11 protein-coding genes are annotated in these 15,117 nt (G+C 63.8%); 5 read left to right on the top strand and 6 right to left on the bottom strand.

All coding sequences use genetic code 11. The features are described from left to right. Window positions 1–11: 11 nt before the first annotated feature. The 3 genes from OEG82_RS18390 to OEG82_RS18380 form a co-directional block, all read right to left on the bottom strand. On the bottom strand, window positions 12–944 hold the full coding sequence (locus OEG82_RS18390; RefSeq protein ID WP_267613829.1) for a flagellin N-terminal helical domain-containing protein: 933 nt from the start codon (window positions 942–944) through the stop codon (window positions 12–14). A gap of 433 nt (window positions 945–1,377) precedes the next feature. After that, complete coding sequence (locus tag OEG82_RS18385) at window positions 1,378–2,127, bottom strand: hypothetical protein (protein WP_267613828.1); 750 nt, start codon at window positions 2,125–2,127, stop codon at window positions 1,378–1,380. A gap of 14 nt (window positions 2,128–2,141) precedes the next feature. Then, window positions 2,142–3,152 (bottom strand): YHYH protein, encoded by a 1,011-nt coding sequence (locus OEG82_RS18380; RefSeq protein ID WP_267613827.1) that lies wholly within the window; start codon window positions 3,150–3,152, stop codon window positions 2,142–2,144. A gap of 78 nt (window positions 3,153–3,230) precedes the next feature. Between OEG82_RS18380 and OEG82_RS18375 the strand changes: the two genes are divergently transcribed. The 3 genes from OEG82_RS18375 (at window position 3,231) to OEG82_RS18365 (ending at window position 6,125) form a co-directional block, all read left to right on the top strand. Then, window positions 3,231–3,689 carry a MarR family winged helix-turn-helix transcriptional regulator gene (locus tag OEG82_RS18375; RefSeq protein WP_267613826.1) on the top strand — a complete coding sequence of 153 codons (459 nt, stop codon included), beginning with the start codon at window positions 3,231–3,233 and terminating at the stop codon, window positions 3,687–3,689. A gap of 112 nt (window positions 3,690–3,801) precedes the next feature. Continuing rightward, complete coding sequence (locus OEG82_RS18370) at window positions 3,802–4,788, top strand: YHYH protein (protein WP_267613825.1); 987 nt, start codon at window positions 3,802–3,804, stop codon at window positions 4,786–4,788. Then, on the top strand, window positions 4,785–6,125 hold the full coding sequence (locus OEG82_RS18365; protein ID WP_267613824.1) for a sulfatase-like hydrolase/transferase: 1,341 nt from the start codon (window positions 4,785–4,787) through the stop codon (window positions 6,123–6,125). The genes OEG82_RS18370 and OEG82_RS18365 overlap by 4 nt, the downstream gene beginning before the upstream one ends. A 71-nt stretch (window positions 6,126–6,196) precedes the next feature. Here OEG82_RS18365 and OEG82_RS18360 read toward each other — a convergent pair whose 3' ends face one another. The 3 genes from OEG82_RS18360 to OEG82_RS18350 all read right to left on the bottom strand — a co-directional run bounded on the left by OEG82_RS18360 (window position 6,197) and on the right by OEG82_RS18350 (window position 10,983). Next, complete coding sequence (locus OEG82_RS18360) at window positions 6,197–6,916, bottom strand: carbonic anhydrase (protein WP_267613823.1); 720 nt, start codon at window positions 6,914–6,916, stop codon at window positions 6,197–6,199. A gap of 122 nt (window positions 6,917–7,038) precedes the next feature. Further along, window positions 7,039–7,740 (bottom strand): hypothetical protein, encoded by a 702-nt coding sequence (locus OEG82_RS18355; RefSeq protein WP_267613822.1) that lies wholly within the window; start codon window positions 7,738–7,740, stop codon window positions 7,039–7,041. Between the two features lie 231 nt (window positions 7,741–7,971). Continuing rightward, window positions 7,972–10,983 carry a PAS domain-containing protein gene (locus OEG82_RS18350; protein ID WP_267613821.1) on the bottom strand — a complete coding sequence of 1,004 codons (3,012 nt, stop codon included), beginning with the start codon at window positions 10,981–10,983 and terminating at the stop codon, window positions 7,972–7,974. A gap of 238 nt (window positions 10,984–11,221) precedes the next feature. Here OEG82_RS18350 and uvrB point away from each other — a divergent pair, with 238 nt between their 5' ends. Next, on the top strand, window positions 11,222–14,305 hold the full coding sequence (gene uvrB, locus OEG82_RS18345; RefSeq protein WP_324288962.1) for an excinuclease ABC subunit UvrB: 3,084 nt from the start codon (window positions 11,222–11,224) through the stop codon (window positions 14,303–14,305). Window positions 14,306–14,681: 376 nt separating this feature from the next. After that, the gene (locus tag OEG82_RS18340; RefSeq protein ID WP_267613820.1) at window positions 14,682–14,972 is read left to right on the top strand and encodes a hypothetical protein; all 291 of its coding nucleotides are present in this window, start codon (window positions 14,682–14,684) and stop codon (window positions 14,970–14,972) included. Window positions 14,973–15,117 lie beyond the last annotated feature (145 nt).

Below are 15,117 nucleotides of genomic sequence, written 5' to 3'. Positions count from 1 at the left end.
GGTCTGCCGCGTTATCTGAACAGTTGCAGGATCATGTTGGGTTGGAAATTGGCAATAGACAGCGCCTGGATCGCCAGCTGCTGTTGCACCTGCAGGGCTTTGAGCCGGGTTGATTCCTCGGCCATATCCGCATCCACCAGACGACCGAGCGCTTTCTTCGACACTTCAATCAGCTTCCTGGTGAAGGCTTCCTGCCTTTCGATGCCATTTGCCTTGATCCCAAGCATGGCATTGGCATCGATCAGATCCTTTTCCATGTCGTCCATGGCCTGGACCATGCCGCTCAACTCATCGGCGGTGGTGTTGGCGTCGAGCGTGATCTGTTTTGCAGTTCCCGATGTTCCCGAGCCGAGCAGGTAGAATGTTTCGGCAGAGCCGCCCGCCGTGGTGACATCCCTGTCCACTGTCAGAATTCCGTTGCTGTCGTCAGCGGGATCGATCAGTGTTGTCTCGCTTTTGTCCACCTCGATATAGCCGACACTGACAAAGCCGCCATAGTCCTTGGTCGAGGCCGGCATGGAGACGATCCCGGGCGAGCCGTAAAGCCAGTTCTGGCCATTGAAGGACGAGCTTTGCGCAACATTGCGAAGCTGCGCCTTGAGCTCATCGAGTTCCTTGTTGATCTTTGTCTTGTCCACTCCGGGTTCGCTTGCAAGGACCAGCTTGGCCTTGATTTCGCCGGCGATGTCGACCGCCTGGCTCATGCCGGCCGAGGCAATATCCGTCATGGCGCGAGACAGGCCCAGCGCGTCGACAACGGCGCTCTTGGCCTTGAGGTCCGACCGCAAGGTGGTTGCGATCGACCAGTAGGCGGCATTGTCCGACGCATCGTTGACCCGCAACCCGGTCGAGATGCGCTGCATCGTGGTTTCCATCTGGGCGTTGATCTGCCGCAGCGTGGCAAGCGCACTCATGGCGGAATGGTTTGTGCGAATGCTGAACATCGGACACGGGTTTCAAGTTGAAAAAATGTATTCAAATTTCTACCGCAAAGTGTATGGCGCCAACCCTTAACTATCCCTGAATTCTTGGTGAGGAGTTGACGAGATAAAACCAAAAGTTGTTTCGGCCGAGGCGGGTTACCGCGAAATTTTCCTGCCGTTTGCGCCATCACGCATGAGACCGCCAGTGTCGACAGCAGCAACGAGACCGTTGCCGGCACGCAGGCCGATTGAGCCAGTTGAGAAAACCGTTACTCCTCTCCGAAAGCCACCTCCGCTTAACCCGCGTCCTCCTCACCGCGCGCAAGCAGATCAACGAGCTCAAGATGATGTTCGGCATCAGGCAGCATCCCTATGGCTGCTTGAGATGTGATGCGGGGGCCCGGGACAGGCTCGCGGGGTGCGCCTCTCGTCAGCCCTTGCGATCGGAATGGCGTCAGGGTATCGCCCAGCGCGGGACAGCCAGAACAAAATGCGTGATGGCTGCATCGAGAGCATAGAATGACCAGTGCAGGCCATAGGCCCAGCGGAAGCCATGCTTCATGCGCAGATACAGATAGGGCACGACAAGACCGAACAATGTTGCCGCCAGGGTGAAGCGCGTCACGTAGAGCGGCGTGAAACCATCCAGTGCCAGCAGGATATGGAAGCCACCGAACATCAGCCCCATGCCGATGGCGATGACCGGCATCGGGAATTTCAACCGCGAGGCCGTGAAGATCATCGAGGCCACCAGAACCTGCTGGAACAGGATGTCGGTCGACTTTGGCAGATAGTACCAGCCGGACGCGAACATGAATTCGGGCGGATCGCTGGGCGCCCGCCAGACCGAGACCGGCGGCAGGGTGGGCAGGATGACGGCGACGAAAATGGCAAATCCGAGCATGACCGGCGCCATCGCCCTGATATGGGCGAGGATCCTGTGGCGCACCAGGCTGTCGGCAAGCACCCGGCGGAACCACAACACGGCCAGTCCGGACCAGATCAGGTAATAGGCGGCGAACAGGCCCGGCGCATCATTGTAGCCGCTTTCCAGTCCCAGCGCGTTGACGAGGGCGTAATAGCCGTAGCTCGAGGCCGACCACAGGCCGGCGACGCTGAGCAATGTGAAGGCCATGGTCACGGCCGGATAGGCCGTGCCGTCGGCTTGCATGAAACCAAGCCATCCCGCACGCGTCTTGCCCATCACCGTCAGTCCTTTCACGGGCGCGGCGGAGGTTTCGATGCATCGCAGGTGGCCGTGCCGGCTTCAAACACGCAGCCGGCCTGGGCGGTCAGGCACCCCAGAATGGCGTTCGAACCGGCCGCGCCGGCATGGTAATGATAGCTGCCATCTTCGCTTTCGTGGCCATTGCAGCTGTCGAGATCGTCGGGTTCGGTGCCCGCCACCATCAGATGCGGAAAGATCTGGTAGCCATCCATGGCGATGCCGATCTGGGTGCCATGCTCGGCGGGAACCGGGCCGAATGTGGCTGGCGCCTGCTTGAGGCAGTCTGTGACCGCGTGGTAGTGATACCCGACATGGGTGTTGACGTGACCGCCGCAATCATCAAAGGGCGCGATGGTGTGGGCGGCGAGGATCGCGTCGAGCGGAGCCGGGCCATCGAGCCGGATGCCGTTATAGGCGATGCCGGACCCGGAGAAATGTGTCGGCTGCGGCCGGCCCGCGGGCTGCGGTTCCAGCGGGATGACAAAGGTCACGGTCGCATTTTCGGGCATGTATTCCGGCAGGCACTGGACGCAATAGTTCTGATAGGCCGGATCGACATCGGGGCGTGCGGCGGCCTCGCAGGCCTGCAAGGTGCCGGTGAAGCGGATGTCGCCCGTGTCGGGATCGTAGAGCTGCCATTCGGTGTCGCCATAAAGTTCGGCAAGATTCTTGATGAAGCTGCCGTCAACATCGTGCACCTCGCCATCCTTGAGCCAGATGCCGCCGGCCTCGGCACCGTCGGAAATATTGCCCGGACACCAGGGGCCGGGTGTGTAGCCTTTCGGCTCGGCCTTGAGAGTGATCAAGACGCACCTGGTCCGGGCTCCGCCCGAAAGCGTGCAGTCGACGATTTCCGGCGCGCCGCGCAGATCGGCACCCTGGAAGAATGCGGAGATCCGGGAGATGGTGTCGGTTTCCGTCTGGGCCGAAGCCGCCGTGCTCGCGGCAGCCATGCCCGCGATGAGGGCGGATGTCAGGGCAAGGGCTTTGTATCGTGTCATCGAATTTTTTCGCTCGGGTCGCGGGGCACGGAGATGGTGTCTTGCAATGGCTCTATAGTTAGCATACTAATATCAGGCATGCAAACCGAGCCGCACAGACTTCATTTCCTGCTTCATTCCTCCGCTCTCGTGGAGGAGCGGCTGCGTCTGAGACTGGCCGATCTGGACATTCACCCGCGCCAGGCGCGGGTTCTGGATGCGCTAGACCGGATGGGCAAGGCCTCGCAGGCAGAGCTCGCGCGCGAATTTGATCTCACGCCCGCCAGCATGAGCACGATGACCGCAAGACTGCTGCAGGCCGGCTATATCTCGCGCACATCGCATCCCGACGAGGCGCGCAGCTATGTGCTTGCGCTCTCAGGCAAGGGCCGCGATGTGCTTTCGGAAGTCTACAAGGCCTGGTCCGACATCGACCGGATGATCGCCGACACGCTGGGTGTGGAAAAGGCCGCGCAGCTTGCCGGCCTGACCCATGAATTGCGCAATGCCCTTGGCGGACGCGGCCCCGGCCGGGCGGAGAAGGCGGATCGAGACTAGCCGAACCCGCCGTCCCCTCGCGACCTGTCCAAATGGTAAGTTCATTTTCGAGCACCCGGCGGTTACTGTTTTCATTGCAGCATTATGAATATATGTACGAAAGGACGCCCCCATGACTTTGCTTCCGCCAGTGACCCGGAGAGCCGCGCGCGATGCATGCGCGCTGCTGGCAGGTTTTGCGGCGGTTGCGATGGCGCATCCGGCGACCGCGCATGAGACCACCAGCATCGACATCACCAATGCGATCTTTGCTGAAACCCGGGCCGATTGCGCCAGTTACGAAAACCGCTATTCCTCGCGCGTCACCGACACCCAGCAAGACCGCGCGCTCACGGGTGCTGTGCATGTCACGGCCTTTGACGATCACTGCGTGCTCGAGTCCAACTCGATCCCCAATCACGACACCGGCGAGGGCAGCGGCCGCGATTTCGTCGCTCCTGTGACGGAAATTTCCGGCAGCTTCCGCATCCCGCGCAATCCGAAACGGCACAGCTCGGCAACCGCGCTCGACCAGCGCAGCTATGATGCGATCCTGCTCAATGGCGTGGTTGTCGACATCCTGTCGGCCGGCTGCTACCGGCCCGATGGCAACCGGGTCGATGCCAATGGCAATGTGGCGATCGGCTGCCGCTCGACCGACAAATGGCTGCTCGACCCGCTGGGACCCGGCGCCGGCTTCGGCGCCGACATCCATCACGCCCACACCCAGCCCAATGGCCAGTACCATTATCACGGCAACCCGATGGCGATGTTTGACGATCAGCCCGGCGCCGACGGCTCGCCGGTGATTGGCTTTGCCGCCGACGGTTTTCCGGTCTTTGGCAGCTGGTTCAAGGACGAAAGCGGCGCCGTGCGCAAGGCCATATCCGGCTACAGCCTCAAGCCCGGCGCCCGCCCGTCCTCGGCCAGCGATCCCGGCGGGGACCATGACGGCATGTATGTCGATGATTTCGAGTTCACCGGCACCGGCGATCTCGACGCCTGCAACGGCATGGTGGTCAACGGCCAATATGGCTATTATGTCACCGACAGCTATCCCTGGGTGATCAAGTGCTTCTCCGGCCAGCCGGATCCGTCATTTGCGAAACCGCGGCCATGACCCGCTCCCGCGGAAAGCCGCAGCGGATGCGGCTCCTGGCGGGCCTGGCCGCCGTGGCGATCATTGCTGCCGCATTCTCCACCGGGCCGGCCGCGGCGCAGACCGCATCCAAAAAACCCAATATCCTGCTGATCATCGCCGACGACATGGGGCTGGACGCCTCGCGCTGCTACCAGGTCGGCGAGGACCAGGCGCCGATGCCGGTTGTCGAGGAATTGTGCCGCCAGGGCATGGTGTTCGACGCGGCCTATGCGGCGCCGACCTGCTCGCCGACCCGGGCGACGATGATCACCGGCAGATACGGCTTTCGCACCGGGGTCGGTGCGGCCATCACACCGCAGGGCGGCACCGGGCTGTCGCCCGATGAAACCAGCCTGTTCGATGTGCTCGGCGGCAATGGATATGCCAGCGCCGTCATCGGTAAATGGCATCTCGCCGGAGCGGCAGACGGGCTCGATCATCCAGCCCGGCTCGGCGTCACCGATTACTACGGCACCTACAAGGGAGCGGTGAAGGACTATTTCCACTGGGACGGCGTGGAAAACGGCGCGGCGATCGAGGTCGACGGTTACACCACGACCGACTTCACCGACCGGGCGATCAACTGGGTCGCGGCCCAACAGAGCCCGTGGTTCCTGTGGCTGGCCTACAATGCGCCGCATGCGCCGTTCCATCTGCCGCCGGCCGAGCTGCACAGCGCCGGCACCCTGGCTGATGATGCCGACGAGATCCGGCGCAATCCCTTGCCCTATTACAACGCGATGCTCGAGGCGATGGACACAGAGATCGGCCGGCTGCTGGCCTCTATGCCGGAGGATGTGCGGGCCAATACGATGGTGATGTTCATCGGTGACAACGGCACGCCGGGCAAGGTCGCCGGATCTTTTTATGGCGCGCGCGGGGCCAAGGGCAGCATCTTTGAAGGCGGCACTCATGTGCCGCTGATCATTCAGGGGCCGGGCATTGCCGCCGGCCGCAGCGATGCGCTGGTCAATTCCACCGACCTGTTTGCCACCATCGCGGCCAAGACTGGCATCCATCCGCAAACGCCCGATGCCGTCGATCTCGCGCCGGTGCTTGGCGGGGCACCCGGCACCCGCAGCCATGTCTATGTCGAACATTTTTCCGACGTCCCGCCGACCGGCCCCGATGTCTATGGCTGGGCCATTCGCGACACCCGATACAAGCTGGTGGCGATGGATGACGCACAGCAGATGCTGTTTGATCTCGACGCCGATCCACTGGAGCAATCCGACCTGCTGTCAGGCGAAGTCTCAAGCGAGGCCAGGCAAGCAGCGGCGCAATTGCAGGCGACATTTGAGAAACTCAGGCAGTAAACCGGACGCGAAGCCAAATTCACCTGACCTATCCGAAGGTCGGCGCCACCTTGGCTCCGCGCGCAGCTGCGTCATGCAAGCGTCAGAAATTCCACTTTCCCCGTTGCGATGTCATAGACCGCGGCGGCGGACTTGATCTTTCCTGACGCGTGAAATTCGGAGAGGATCGGACCGGCGGCTGCTGCTTTTTCCGCGTTGAGCTTGGCGTTTTGCGCAGTTGCTGCTGCCAGCAGGTCACTCGGCTTGCCGTGCATGACATCATAGACGGCAGGCCGAATTGCATCGACGAGGCTCGGCAGGTGTCCGGGCGGGAGGATATTGTCCTGAATCGACGTGATGGTGGCGCCAACCGCTCCGCAGGATGTATGTCCGAGAACAACAATCGTCTTGATGCCGAGAATCGCAGCGCTGTATTCCAGGCTGGCCAAGCCGTCTTCATTTATGAAGTTGCCGGCAACGCGGACAACAAAAAGGTCGCCCGGCCCTTGGTCGAAAATCAATTCCGGCACGACGCGGGAGTCGGAACAGGCGACGACGGCGGCAAAGGGCTGCTGCCCGAGCGAGCGGGCCGACCGGCTGGCGGAATGATCCGTGTTGATCGCGGTATTTGCCACGTAGCGCGCATTGCCGTCGATGAGGCGCTGAAGTGCCAGATCGGGTGTGGCTGGTGGCGTTTCGTCGGTTTGAGCAAATGCCCGGGAACCGGCCGCCGTTGCCGTCAGGGCGACAGCCAGACCGCCTCCGAAAAGCCCCCGGCGGCTGATGGCCGCTTTCGCGTATTGCTCACACATAAATTTCTTCCTTCAATGTCTTCATCAAATTCGCCGGACCATCCGAAGACCGGTCCGGCGTATATATGTCCCTCGACGCGCCGTCCCGCCGCCCTTGATGGCGGCGGCAGGCACCCGTCAGCTCAGTTCGATTTTTCCAGCAGGTTGCCGATGGCGTTGACCGCATTGCCGACGTCGTTGATGGTTTTCTGCATTTTTTCGGCTTTCAGCTCTTCCTCGGTCTTCGGCCTTGCGGCTTCTTCCGCAGCGGCCTTGTCGGCGGCGGCCTGTTCCGCGGCCAGCGCGGCCTCATAGTCGGCTGCCCGGGCCGCGGCCCGCTCATCGGCGCGTTTTTCGGCAGCCATGTCGGCGCGAACCTTTTCCTCGGCCTCGAGCTTGATGCGGGCCTCGCGTTCGGCCTTGACCCGGAGCTCCTCCTCGGCCTGCAGCCGCTCGAAATTCTCGTTTTCCTGCCTGGCCCTGGCTTCGGCGGCGGCCTGCGCAGCCGCGGCCTCATCCGCCTTGGCCTGCCGGGCCGCACGGTCTTCGGCGGCCTTGGCTTCGGCGGCTTCGGCAGCCTGTTTTTCGGCGGCCATGTCGGCGCGGACCTTGTCCTCGGCCTCGAGCTTGATGCGGGCTTCGCGTTCGGCCTTCGCCCTGAGTTCCGCCTCGGCGCGGGCTTCGGCTTCAAGCTTCGCCGCGGCGGCGGCTTCCTCGGCCTTCTGCGCGTCGGCCTGCGAGACGGCAGGAGCGGCCTCGGTCTCCGTCCTGGCGTCCTTGTTCTCGTCGCTGCAGGCGGCAAGCGCCAGAGTGAGTGATGCCACGGTCAGAATTTTGCGGATCATGTGAAGCCCCTGTCTGGTCACGCCGGTGCATTCCGGCTGTTCATCTCATGCCCCTGTCGAACACACCAACCCTGAATGTTTGGTTAACGAGCCGTTAATGCCCGGTTCAGCTTCGGCTGCCCGGCTCCGGTCTTGGCCGTGGTCTCGAGCGGGCAGGGCAGACGGCCTTGCCGCAGATTTCTTGCCGGATCACGAAACCCGGGCGCTCAATTGCAACTCAAGATGAACGGCTCACCGCACCCGTTTCAGCGCGGATTTCAGCGAGTTGTCGGAATAGGGCTTCATCAGCAGCACCGCATCCTCATCGGCGCCGGCGGGCACTTCGCTTTCGCCGGTGGCAAAGACGATGCCGACCGTAGGCCTGAGCCGCCGTATTTCCTTGGCCAGATCGCCGCCCTTCATGTCGGGCAGGCCGACATCGGTGACCAGAATGTCGAACTCCTGTTCCTCGGCTGCCTTCAGCGCCTGGGCGGCGGTGCCCGCCTCGATGACGGCATGGCCCATGTCCTCAAGCATGTCGGCGGTGTTGATGCGGATCAGCGCCTCGTCCTCGACCAGCATGATGGTCAGCCTGTCGGCATTGGGCGCTGCGGGGCTGGTCTGGTCCGGTTTGGCTGCGGGCATGGTGCGCTGCTTCTGGTTGGCAAGGAGATGGCGGATGCGGCCGTCCAGCGATTCCCTTGTGTAGGGCTTGGACAGCAATTCCACGCCAGGGTCGAGCTTGCCGCCATGGACGATGGAGTTTTCGGTGTAACCGGAAGTGAACAGCACCACCAGGTCGGGCCGCTGGGCCCGAGCCATCTTGGCCATCTCCGGGCTTTTCAGCGTTCCCGGCATCACCACATCGGTAAACAACACATCCACCGGGATGCCGCTTTCGATGACCGACAAGCCGGCCTGCGCGTCGCGCGCGGTCAGCACATTGTAGCCAAGGTCGCGCAGCGTCGCCACCACGGTAGCGCGGACCTCGTCGTCATCTTCCACCACCAGGATGGTTTCGCTGCCACCGACGGCTGGGCCGGTCAGGATCTGCTCTTCCAGGTGCTCCTCGTCGACGGAGCGCGGCAGATAGAGCTTGACCGTGGTGCCGTGGCCGGGCTCGCTGTAGATCTTGATATGGCCGCCCGACTGCTTGACGAAGCCATAGACCATCGACAGGCCGAGGCCGGTGCCCTTGCCCTCGGGCTTGGTCGAGAAGAACGGTTCGAACACCTGGTCCAGCGTCTCCTCGTCAATGCCGCTGCCGGTGTCGGACACCGCAATCAGCACATAGTCGCCGCTGCTGACGTCGTCGATGCCGGCGGTATAGCTGTCATCAAGCCGGGCATTGCCTGCCTCGATCGTCAGCTTGCCGGTGTCGTCCATGGCGTCACGGGCATTGATGGCCAGGTTGAGAATGGCGTTTTCAACCTGGGTCGGGTCGGCGGATGTGTTCCAAAGTCGCTCGGCAATGATGATTTCGCAATCCACGGTCTCGCCGATGGAACGGCGCAGCAGATCTTCCATGCCGGTGACGAAGCGGCCGACATTGATCACCTTCGGCTCCAGCGGCTGGCGGCGGCCGAATGACAGCAGCTGGCTTGCCAGCTTGGCGCCGCGGTCGACCCCGGCCAGCGCGTTCCTGACCCGGTCCTCGGCGCGCTCGTTTCCGGCGACATCCTTGGCCAGCAATTGCAGGTTTCCGGCCACCACCTGGAGCAGGTTGTTGAAATCATGGGCGATGCCGCCGGTCAGCTTGCCGATGGTTTCCATCTTCTGCGATTGCTGCAGCGCCTTTTCCGACTGCAGCAATTGCTCGGTGCGCTCGGCAATGCGCTCTTCCAGCGTGGCATTGAGCTCGGCCAGCGCGGCTTCGTTGAGCTTGGCATGTTCGATGTCGGTGTTGGTTCCGACCCAGCGGCGGATCTCGCCCTGCTCGGTCTTGACCGGCGTGGCCCGGACCACGTGCCAGCGATAGACGCCGTCATGGCGGCGGACCCGGAACTCGGTCTGGTACACTTCGCCGGCCTCGATTGCCGTTTGCCAAGCCGCGGCGGCGGCCGGCAGATCGTCAGGATGGACGATCGATCCCCAGGAGTCGCCGGCGATTTGTTCCTGCGGAACCCCGCTGAACGCCACCACCCGGTCGTTGAGCCAGTCGATCTTGCCGTCCGGCGTCGCCGTCCAGACATGGTTGAGCATCGACTGCGACAGGGTGCGGAATTCCTCCTCGCTGGCCTTGAGCGACAATTCAGCGTGTTTGCTGACCGTGTTGTCGGTGAACAGCACCGCGACATTGTCGCTTCCGGCGCCGTCAATGGCAAAGGCCTGGACCTGGAACCAGCGGTTGTCGAGTTCGCTGGCCGGGCTTTCGCTGCTGGCGGATTCGCCGGTGCGCGCCACCTTGCCGTAGAAATCGAACCAAAACTGTTCATGGCCGGGCGCGATGTCGCGGCGGATCCATTTGCCGACCGCGTCCTCGATGCCGGTGTGGCGGGCAAAGGCCTTGTTGACCTCGAGGAACTCGTAATCGACCGGATTGCCGTCCTCGTCCCAGATCATGCGGATGACGCAGAAGCCGGATTCGAGGTTTTCGAACAGGTTGCGGTAGCGTTCGCGTTGCGCCTGCGCCTCCATCTCCGCCTTGCGGCGCGCGGAAACGTCGAACAGCACGCCGGGAAAGCGGTCGGATTTGCCGTCCTTGCCCTCGACAAGCTTGCCCTGGGCCAGCACATGCGAAATCGACCCGTCGGGCCGCACCACCCGGTATTCGGTGCTGTAGGCGCCGCCGGATTCGATGGTGCTGACGATTTCGGACGCGACCCGCGGCCGATCATCCTCATGGATCCTGTTGACGAATTCTTCCAGCGGCAGGCCCTTCTGTGCCTGTTTGGCCGACAGGCCGAAGGTTTCGGCAAAACGGCCGTCGGTGATGATCAGGTCGTCCGACACGTCCCAGTTCCACGATCCGATCACATCGGCATTGGTCATGGTCAGGTCGAGCCGTTCCAGCAGATGCTTGGTCTGCGAACTGCGCAACGCCACGACCTGGCCCTTGTCCGGGGTCGGAACAGCAACCGAATCGAGATCGAGCGCGCCGTCGGGGCCGATGAAGAAGCCGCGGTCGTCATAGATCTCGGAATAGGGCCGGCCGACAATGTCGTCGGCTTTCCAGCCCAGCAGCCGCTCGGCGCCGTCACTCCAGCCGGTTATCACCCCTTGCGGGTCCAGAAAGATCAAAGGGGCAGTCAGCGTCGTGTCCATGCGGTCTTTCCATCGGGTCAAGGCGATGCGTAAGGGCTCCCAAGCGGGGCCCGAACCACCGCTCGAATTGCAGCCGTATGTATCATATCCGGCGAATATGCCTAGGGTGAGAATGTCGCGGTGCGATGGGGTACGCCGAGCCTCCTGCTGACACCCGCTGTCAGCATCAGCCGGTTTTGTTCCCGCTTTGCCCCGGCCACCCCTTTCTTTCGCCATCGACTCTGCCCATATTGCCGCTATGGCCAAATCCCCTGCAAGATCATCCCGCCCTGCGGGCTCCGAATTCGACGGTTTCGAGGAGGCGCCGCAGGCGCCGCTCAGCGGCGAGCGCGTCGCCAGTTCCGGCTCGATTGCCGACTGGGCCGCCGACCTGGCCAAGGAAGCCGAGCTTGATGCCGTCAAGGCGCGGCGCAAGGCCGAAAACCGCGAGATCCGCTCGCAGGCCGGCAAGCACCGGCGCAAGGCCGGCCAGCTCAGCGTCGAGGAGGCCGCAGCCCTGCCGCCCAAGGGCAAGGCCAGGAAGACGGCCGCCAAGAGCACCGGCAAGGACGGCAACGCCAAGACCGCCCGCGGCACCTCGATCGGCGCCAGCAATGATCCGCGCGCCCGCTCCGCCGCAGGCCTCAACGCCGTGGCCGGGCTCGACATGTCGATGGAGGAGGCGGAAGCCTCGGGCGCCACCAGCGCCAACACCGCCACCGTGCAGGCGCTGTCCGACCTGATTGAAAGCGGCAACCCGCTGTTCAAGAACGGCAAGACCTGGACCCCGCACCGCCCGGCGCGGCCGGAAAAATCCGAGGGCGGCCACAAGATCCGCATGGTCACCGATTACGCGCCCGCCGGCGACCAGCCCACCGCGATCGCCGATCTTGTCGCAGGCGCGAACGAGAACGAGCGCAACCAGGTGCTGCTCGGCGTCACCGGCTCGGGCAAGACCTTTACCATGGCCAAGGTGATCGCCGAGACCCAGCGCCCCGCCGTCATCCTGGCGCCGAACAAGACGCTGGCCGCCCAGCTCTATTCCGAGTTCAAGAATTTCTTCCCGGACAATGCGGTCGAGTATTTCGTCTCCTATTACGATTACTACCAGCCGGAAGCCTATGTGCCGCGCACCGACACCTTCATCGAGAAGGAATCGACCATCAACGAGCAGATCGACCGGATGCGCCACTCGGCCACCCGTTCGCTGATGGAGCGTGACGACGTCATCATCGTGGCTAGCGTGTCCTGCATCTACGGTATCGGCTCGGTGGAAACCTACACCGCCATGACCTTCCAGATGGCGGTCGGCGACCGCATCGACCAGCGGCAATTGCTGGCCGACCTGGTGGCGCAGCAATACAAGCGCCGCGACATGGATTTCCAGCGCGGCTCGTTCCGGGTGCGCGGCGACACCATCGAACTGTTTCCGGCCCACCTTGAGGACGCGGCCTGGCGGATCACGCTGTTTGGTGACGAGATCGAGAGCATTGCCGAGTTCGACCCGCTCACCGGCCACAAGACCGGCGAGCTGCAGAGCGTCAAGATCTACGCCAATTCGCACTATGTCACGCCGCGGCCGACGCTGAACCAGGCCACCAAATCGATCCGCGAGGAGCTCAAGCACCGGCTCGCCGAACTCGAGGCCTCGGGCCGGCTGATCGAGGCGCAGCGGCTCGAGCAGCGCACCCGCTTCGACCTCGAAATGCTCGAGGCCACCGGCGTCTGCCAGGGCATCGAGAACTATTCGCGCTATCTCACCGGCCGTGCGCCCGGCGAACCGCCGCCGACGCTGTTCGAATATATTCCCGACAACGCGCTTCTGTTCATCGACGAGAGCCATGTCTCGATCCCGCAGATCGGCGGCATGTACCGGGGCGACTTCCGCCGCAAGGCGACGCTGGCCGAATATGGCTTCCGGCTGCCCTCGTGCCTCGACAACCGGCCGCTTCGCTTCGAGGAATGGGACGCGATGCGGCCCTGCACCGTCGCCGTCTCGGCGACGCCGGGCAACTGGGAAATGGAAGCCGCCGGCGGCGTCTTCGCCGAACAGGTGATCCGCCCCACCGGCCTGATCGACCCGCCGGTGGAAGTCCGTCCGGCCCGGGCCCAGGTCGACGATGTGCTCGGCGAAATCCGCGCCACGGCCGAAGCCGGCTACCGCACCTTGTGCACGGTGCTGACCAAGCGCATGGCCGAGGATCTGACCGAGTATCTGCACGAGCAGGGGGTGCGGGTGCGCTACATGCATTCCGACATTGACACGCTGGAGCGGATCGAGATCATTCGCGACCTGCGGCTCGGCGCCTTCGACGTGCTGGTCGGCATCAACCTGTTGCGCGAGGGCCTCGACATCCCCGAATGCGGGCTGGTGGCGATCCTCGACGCCGACAAGGAAGGCTTTTTGCGCTCCGAGACCTCGCTGATCCAGACCATCGGCCGTGCGGCGCGCAATGTCGACGGCAAGGTGATCCTCTATGCCGACAAGATCACCGGCTCGATGGAACGCGCCATGGAGGAAACCTCGCGCCGCCGCGCCAAGCAGGAAGAATACAACACCGCCCACGGCATCACCCCGGAATCGGTCAAGGCGCATATCTCCGACATTCTCGAATCGGTCTATGAGCGCGACCATGTCCGCGCCTCGATCTCGTCTCCCGGCGGCAAGGGCCAGGCCGGCAGCGAAGGCGTCATGGTCGGCGCCAATCTCAAGGCGCATCTCGAGGCTCTGGAAAAGCAGATGCGCGATGCCGCCGCCGACCTCGATTTCGAAACCGCCGCCCGTCTGCGCGACGAGGTCAAGCGGCTGAAAGCCGTCGAGCTCGACATGATGGACGACCCGATGGCCCGCGATGCCGGCATCGAGAACACCAAGGCGTCGCGCAAGGCTGCGGCCACCGGCAAGCCGCAGCGGGGGCCTTCCAAGGCCCCCAATCCCGATATCCTGCGCAATCCGGAATCGAGCTATTTCAAGAAGCCGACGCTCGACAATATGGGCCCCGGCACCGACATGGTGAAACCGCTTGCGGGCTCCGCGCCCCCGGACAAGGCCTCCTATTTCCGCAAGAACGATCTCGACGAGATGACCGTCGGCCGCACCGAGAAGCCGGTTCCGGGCAAGACCCCGGCGAAGCCCCGTCCGGTGGACGGCAAGGGCGACCGCCCGTCCGAGCCAGTGCGAGGCGCCCGCGTAGGCCAGGGCGAAGCCCGCTCGGCCGCGAGCGAAAGGAATTCCGATCCGATCCTGAAGCGCGGCAAGGTCGGCGCGGGATCCTATGAGGATCCGGCGGAAGCCGCGCGCTCAAAACGCCGCCCTGGCAAGACCGGACGGCCGGGGCGCTAAGGCGGAGTCCGGAAAACAGCTAACGCCAACGCGCTTTGCACGAACATGATCGAATGCAAGGCGCCTTGGCGGCGGAACCTCCGGTCTTTTGCTTTTTCGGGGCGAGAGATCTGCGCCGCGGAGCAAAGCGCGCGATGCCGCCTTCACGGGCGGCTGCCCCTTGCCGGATCTGCCCGCGCAGCACAGGCGATCAGGCCACTGCGAACCCGCGGGCTGGGCGGCAGAACGGTCGCACCGCAGCGCGCGCCGGGCCATTCCCTGCATTTGATTCAATTCCGGCTTCCCGGTTTAACGCCCGCTCAAAACCGCGGGCGCTAGGCTTCGCGCGCCCCTGACACCGGCAGCAACGTACCTTCCGCATAGGAGTGCAAGCCAGATGCCAGAACTCTTTCCTGTTTCATCCTCCGGCGCGGTCTCAAGCCCGATGCCCGAAACCGCCGCGGTCGACACCGTCGCACCGCTGCCGGTCATGGCCGGCAGTGGCAAGGTGACCGCGCGGATTGCGCCCGCGGTCTGGCCGTCCCCCGGCGCGGTCGACCTGGTAAGCCAGCTGCTCGATCTCAGCGAGACCGTCATCACCCATACCGCCACCAACACGGCGCCCGAATCCGATTCCGATTTCTGGGACATGCTGGCGGCGGCGCTGTCGCGGCAGCCGCGGGACTGAGCGTCCGGTTCGGCTCGGCCAGCTTGGCCGGTTTGCGCCGGCCCGGTCGCCCCGTCCGGTCACGCCGGACCCGATCGCGTCAGGTCCGGGCGCGTCGGGCCGGCGCGCGCGGATCCGGGTCGCGCCAGGCCTCACCGCGTCCATC

The sequence above is a fragment of the Hoeflea ulvae genome (assembly GCF_026619435.1).
GTDB lineage: Bacteria > Pseudomonadota > Alphaproteobacteria > Rhizobiales > Rhizobiaceae > Hoeflea > Hoeflea ulvae.
The sequence above is the reverse complement of the archived record's forward strand: the minus strand, read 5'-3'. Positions and strand labels throughout refer to the sequence as shown.

Coding starts and splice junctions, on each gene's coding strand:
- OEG82_RS18370 (WP_267613825.1), top strand. CDS start 3,802: ATGACTTTGCTTCCGCCAGTGACCCGGAGAGCCGCGCGCGATGCATGC.
- OEG82_RS18340 (WP_267613820.1), top strand. CDS start 14,682: ATGCCAGAACTCTTTCCTGTTTCATCCTCCGGCGCGGTCTCAAGCCCG.
- OEG82_RS18390 (WP_267613829.1), bottom strand. CDS start 944: ATGTTCAGCATTCGCACAAACCATTCCGCCATGAGTGCGCTTGCCACG.
- OEG82_RS18355 (WP_267613822.1), bottom strand. CDS start 7,740: ATGATCCGCAAAATTCTGACCGTGGCATCACTCACTCTGGCGCTTGCC.
- OEG82_RS18375 (WP_267613826.1), top strand. CDS start 3,231: ATGCAAACCGAGCCGCACAGACTTCATTTCCTGCTTCATTCCTCCGCT.
- OEG82_RS18350 (WP_267613821.1), bottom strand. CDS start 10,983: ATGGACACGACGCTGACTGCCCCTTTGATCTTTCTGGACCCGCAAGGG.
- OEG82_RS18385 (WP_267613828.1), bottom strand. CDS start 2,127: ATGGGCAAGACGCGTGCGGGATGGCTTGGTTTCATGCAAGCCGACGGC.
- uvrB (WP_324288962.1), top strand. CDS start 11,222: ATGGCCAAATCCCCTGCAAGATCATCCCGCCCTGCGGGCTCCGAATTC.
- OEG82_RS18360 (WP_267613823.1), bottom strand. CDS start 6,916: ATGTGTGAGCAATACGCGAAAGCGGCCATCAGCCGCCGGGGGCTTTTC.
- OEG82_RS18365 (WP_267613824.1), top strand. CDS start 4,785: ATGACCCGCTCCCGCGGAAAGCCGCAGCGGATGCGGCTCCTGGCGGGC.
- OEG82_RS18380 (WP_267613827.1), bottom strand. CDS start 3,152: ATGACACGATACAAAGCCCTTGCCCTGACATCCGCCCTCATCGCGGGC.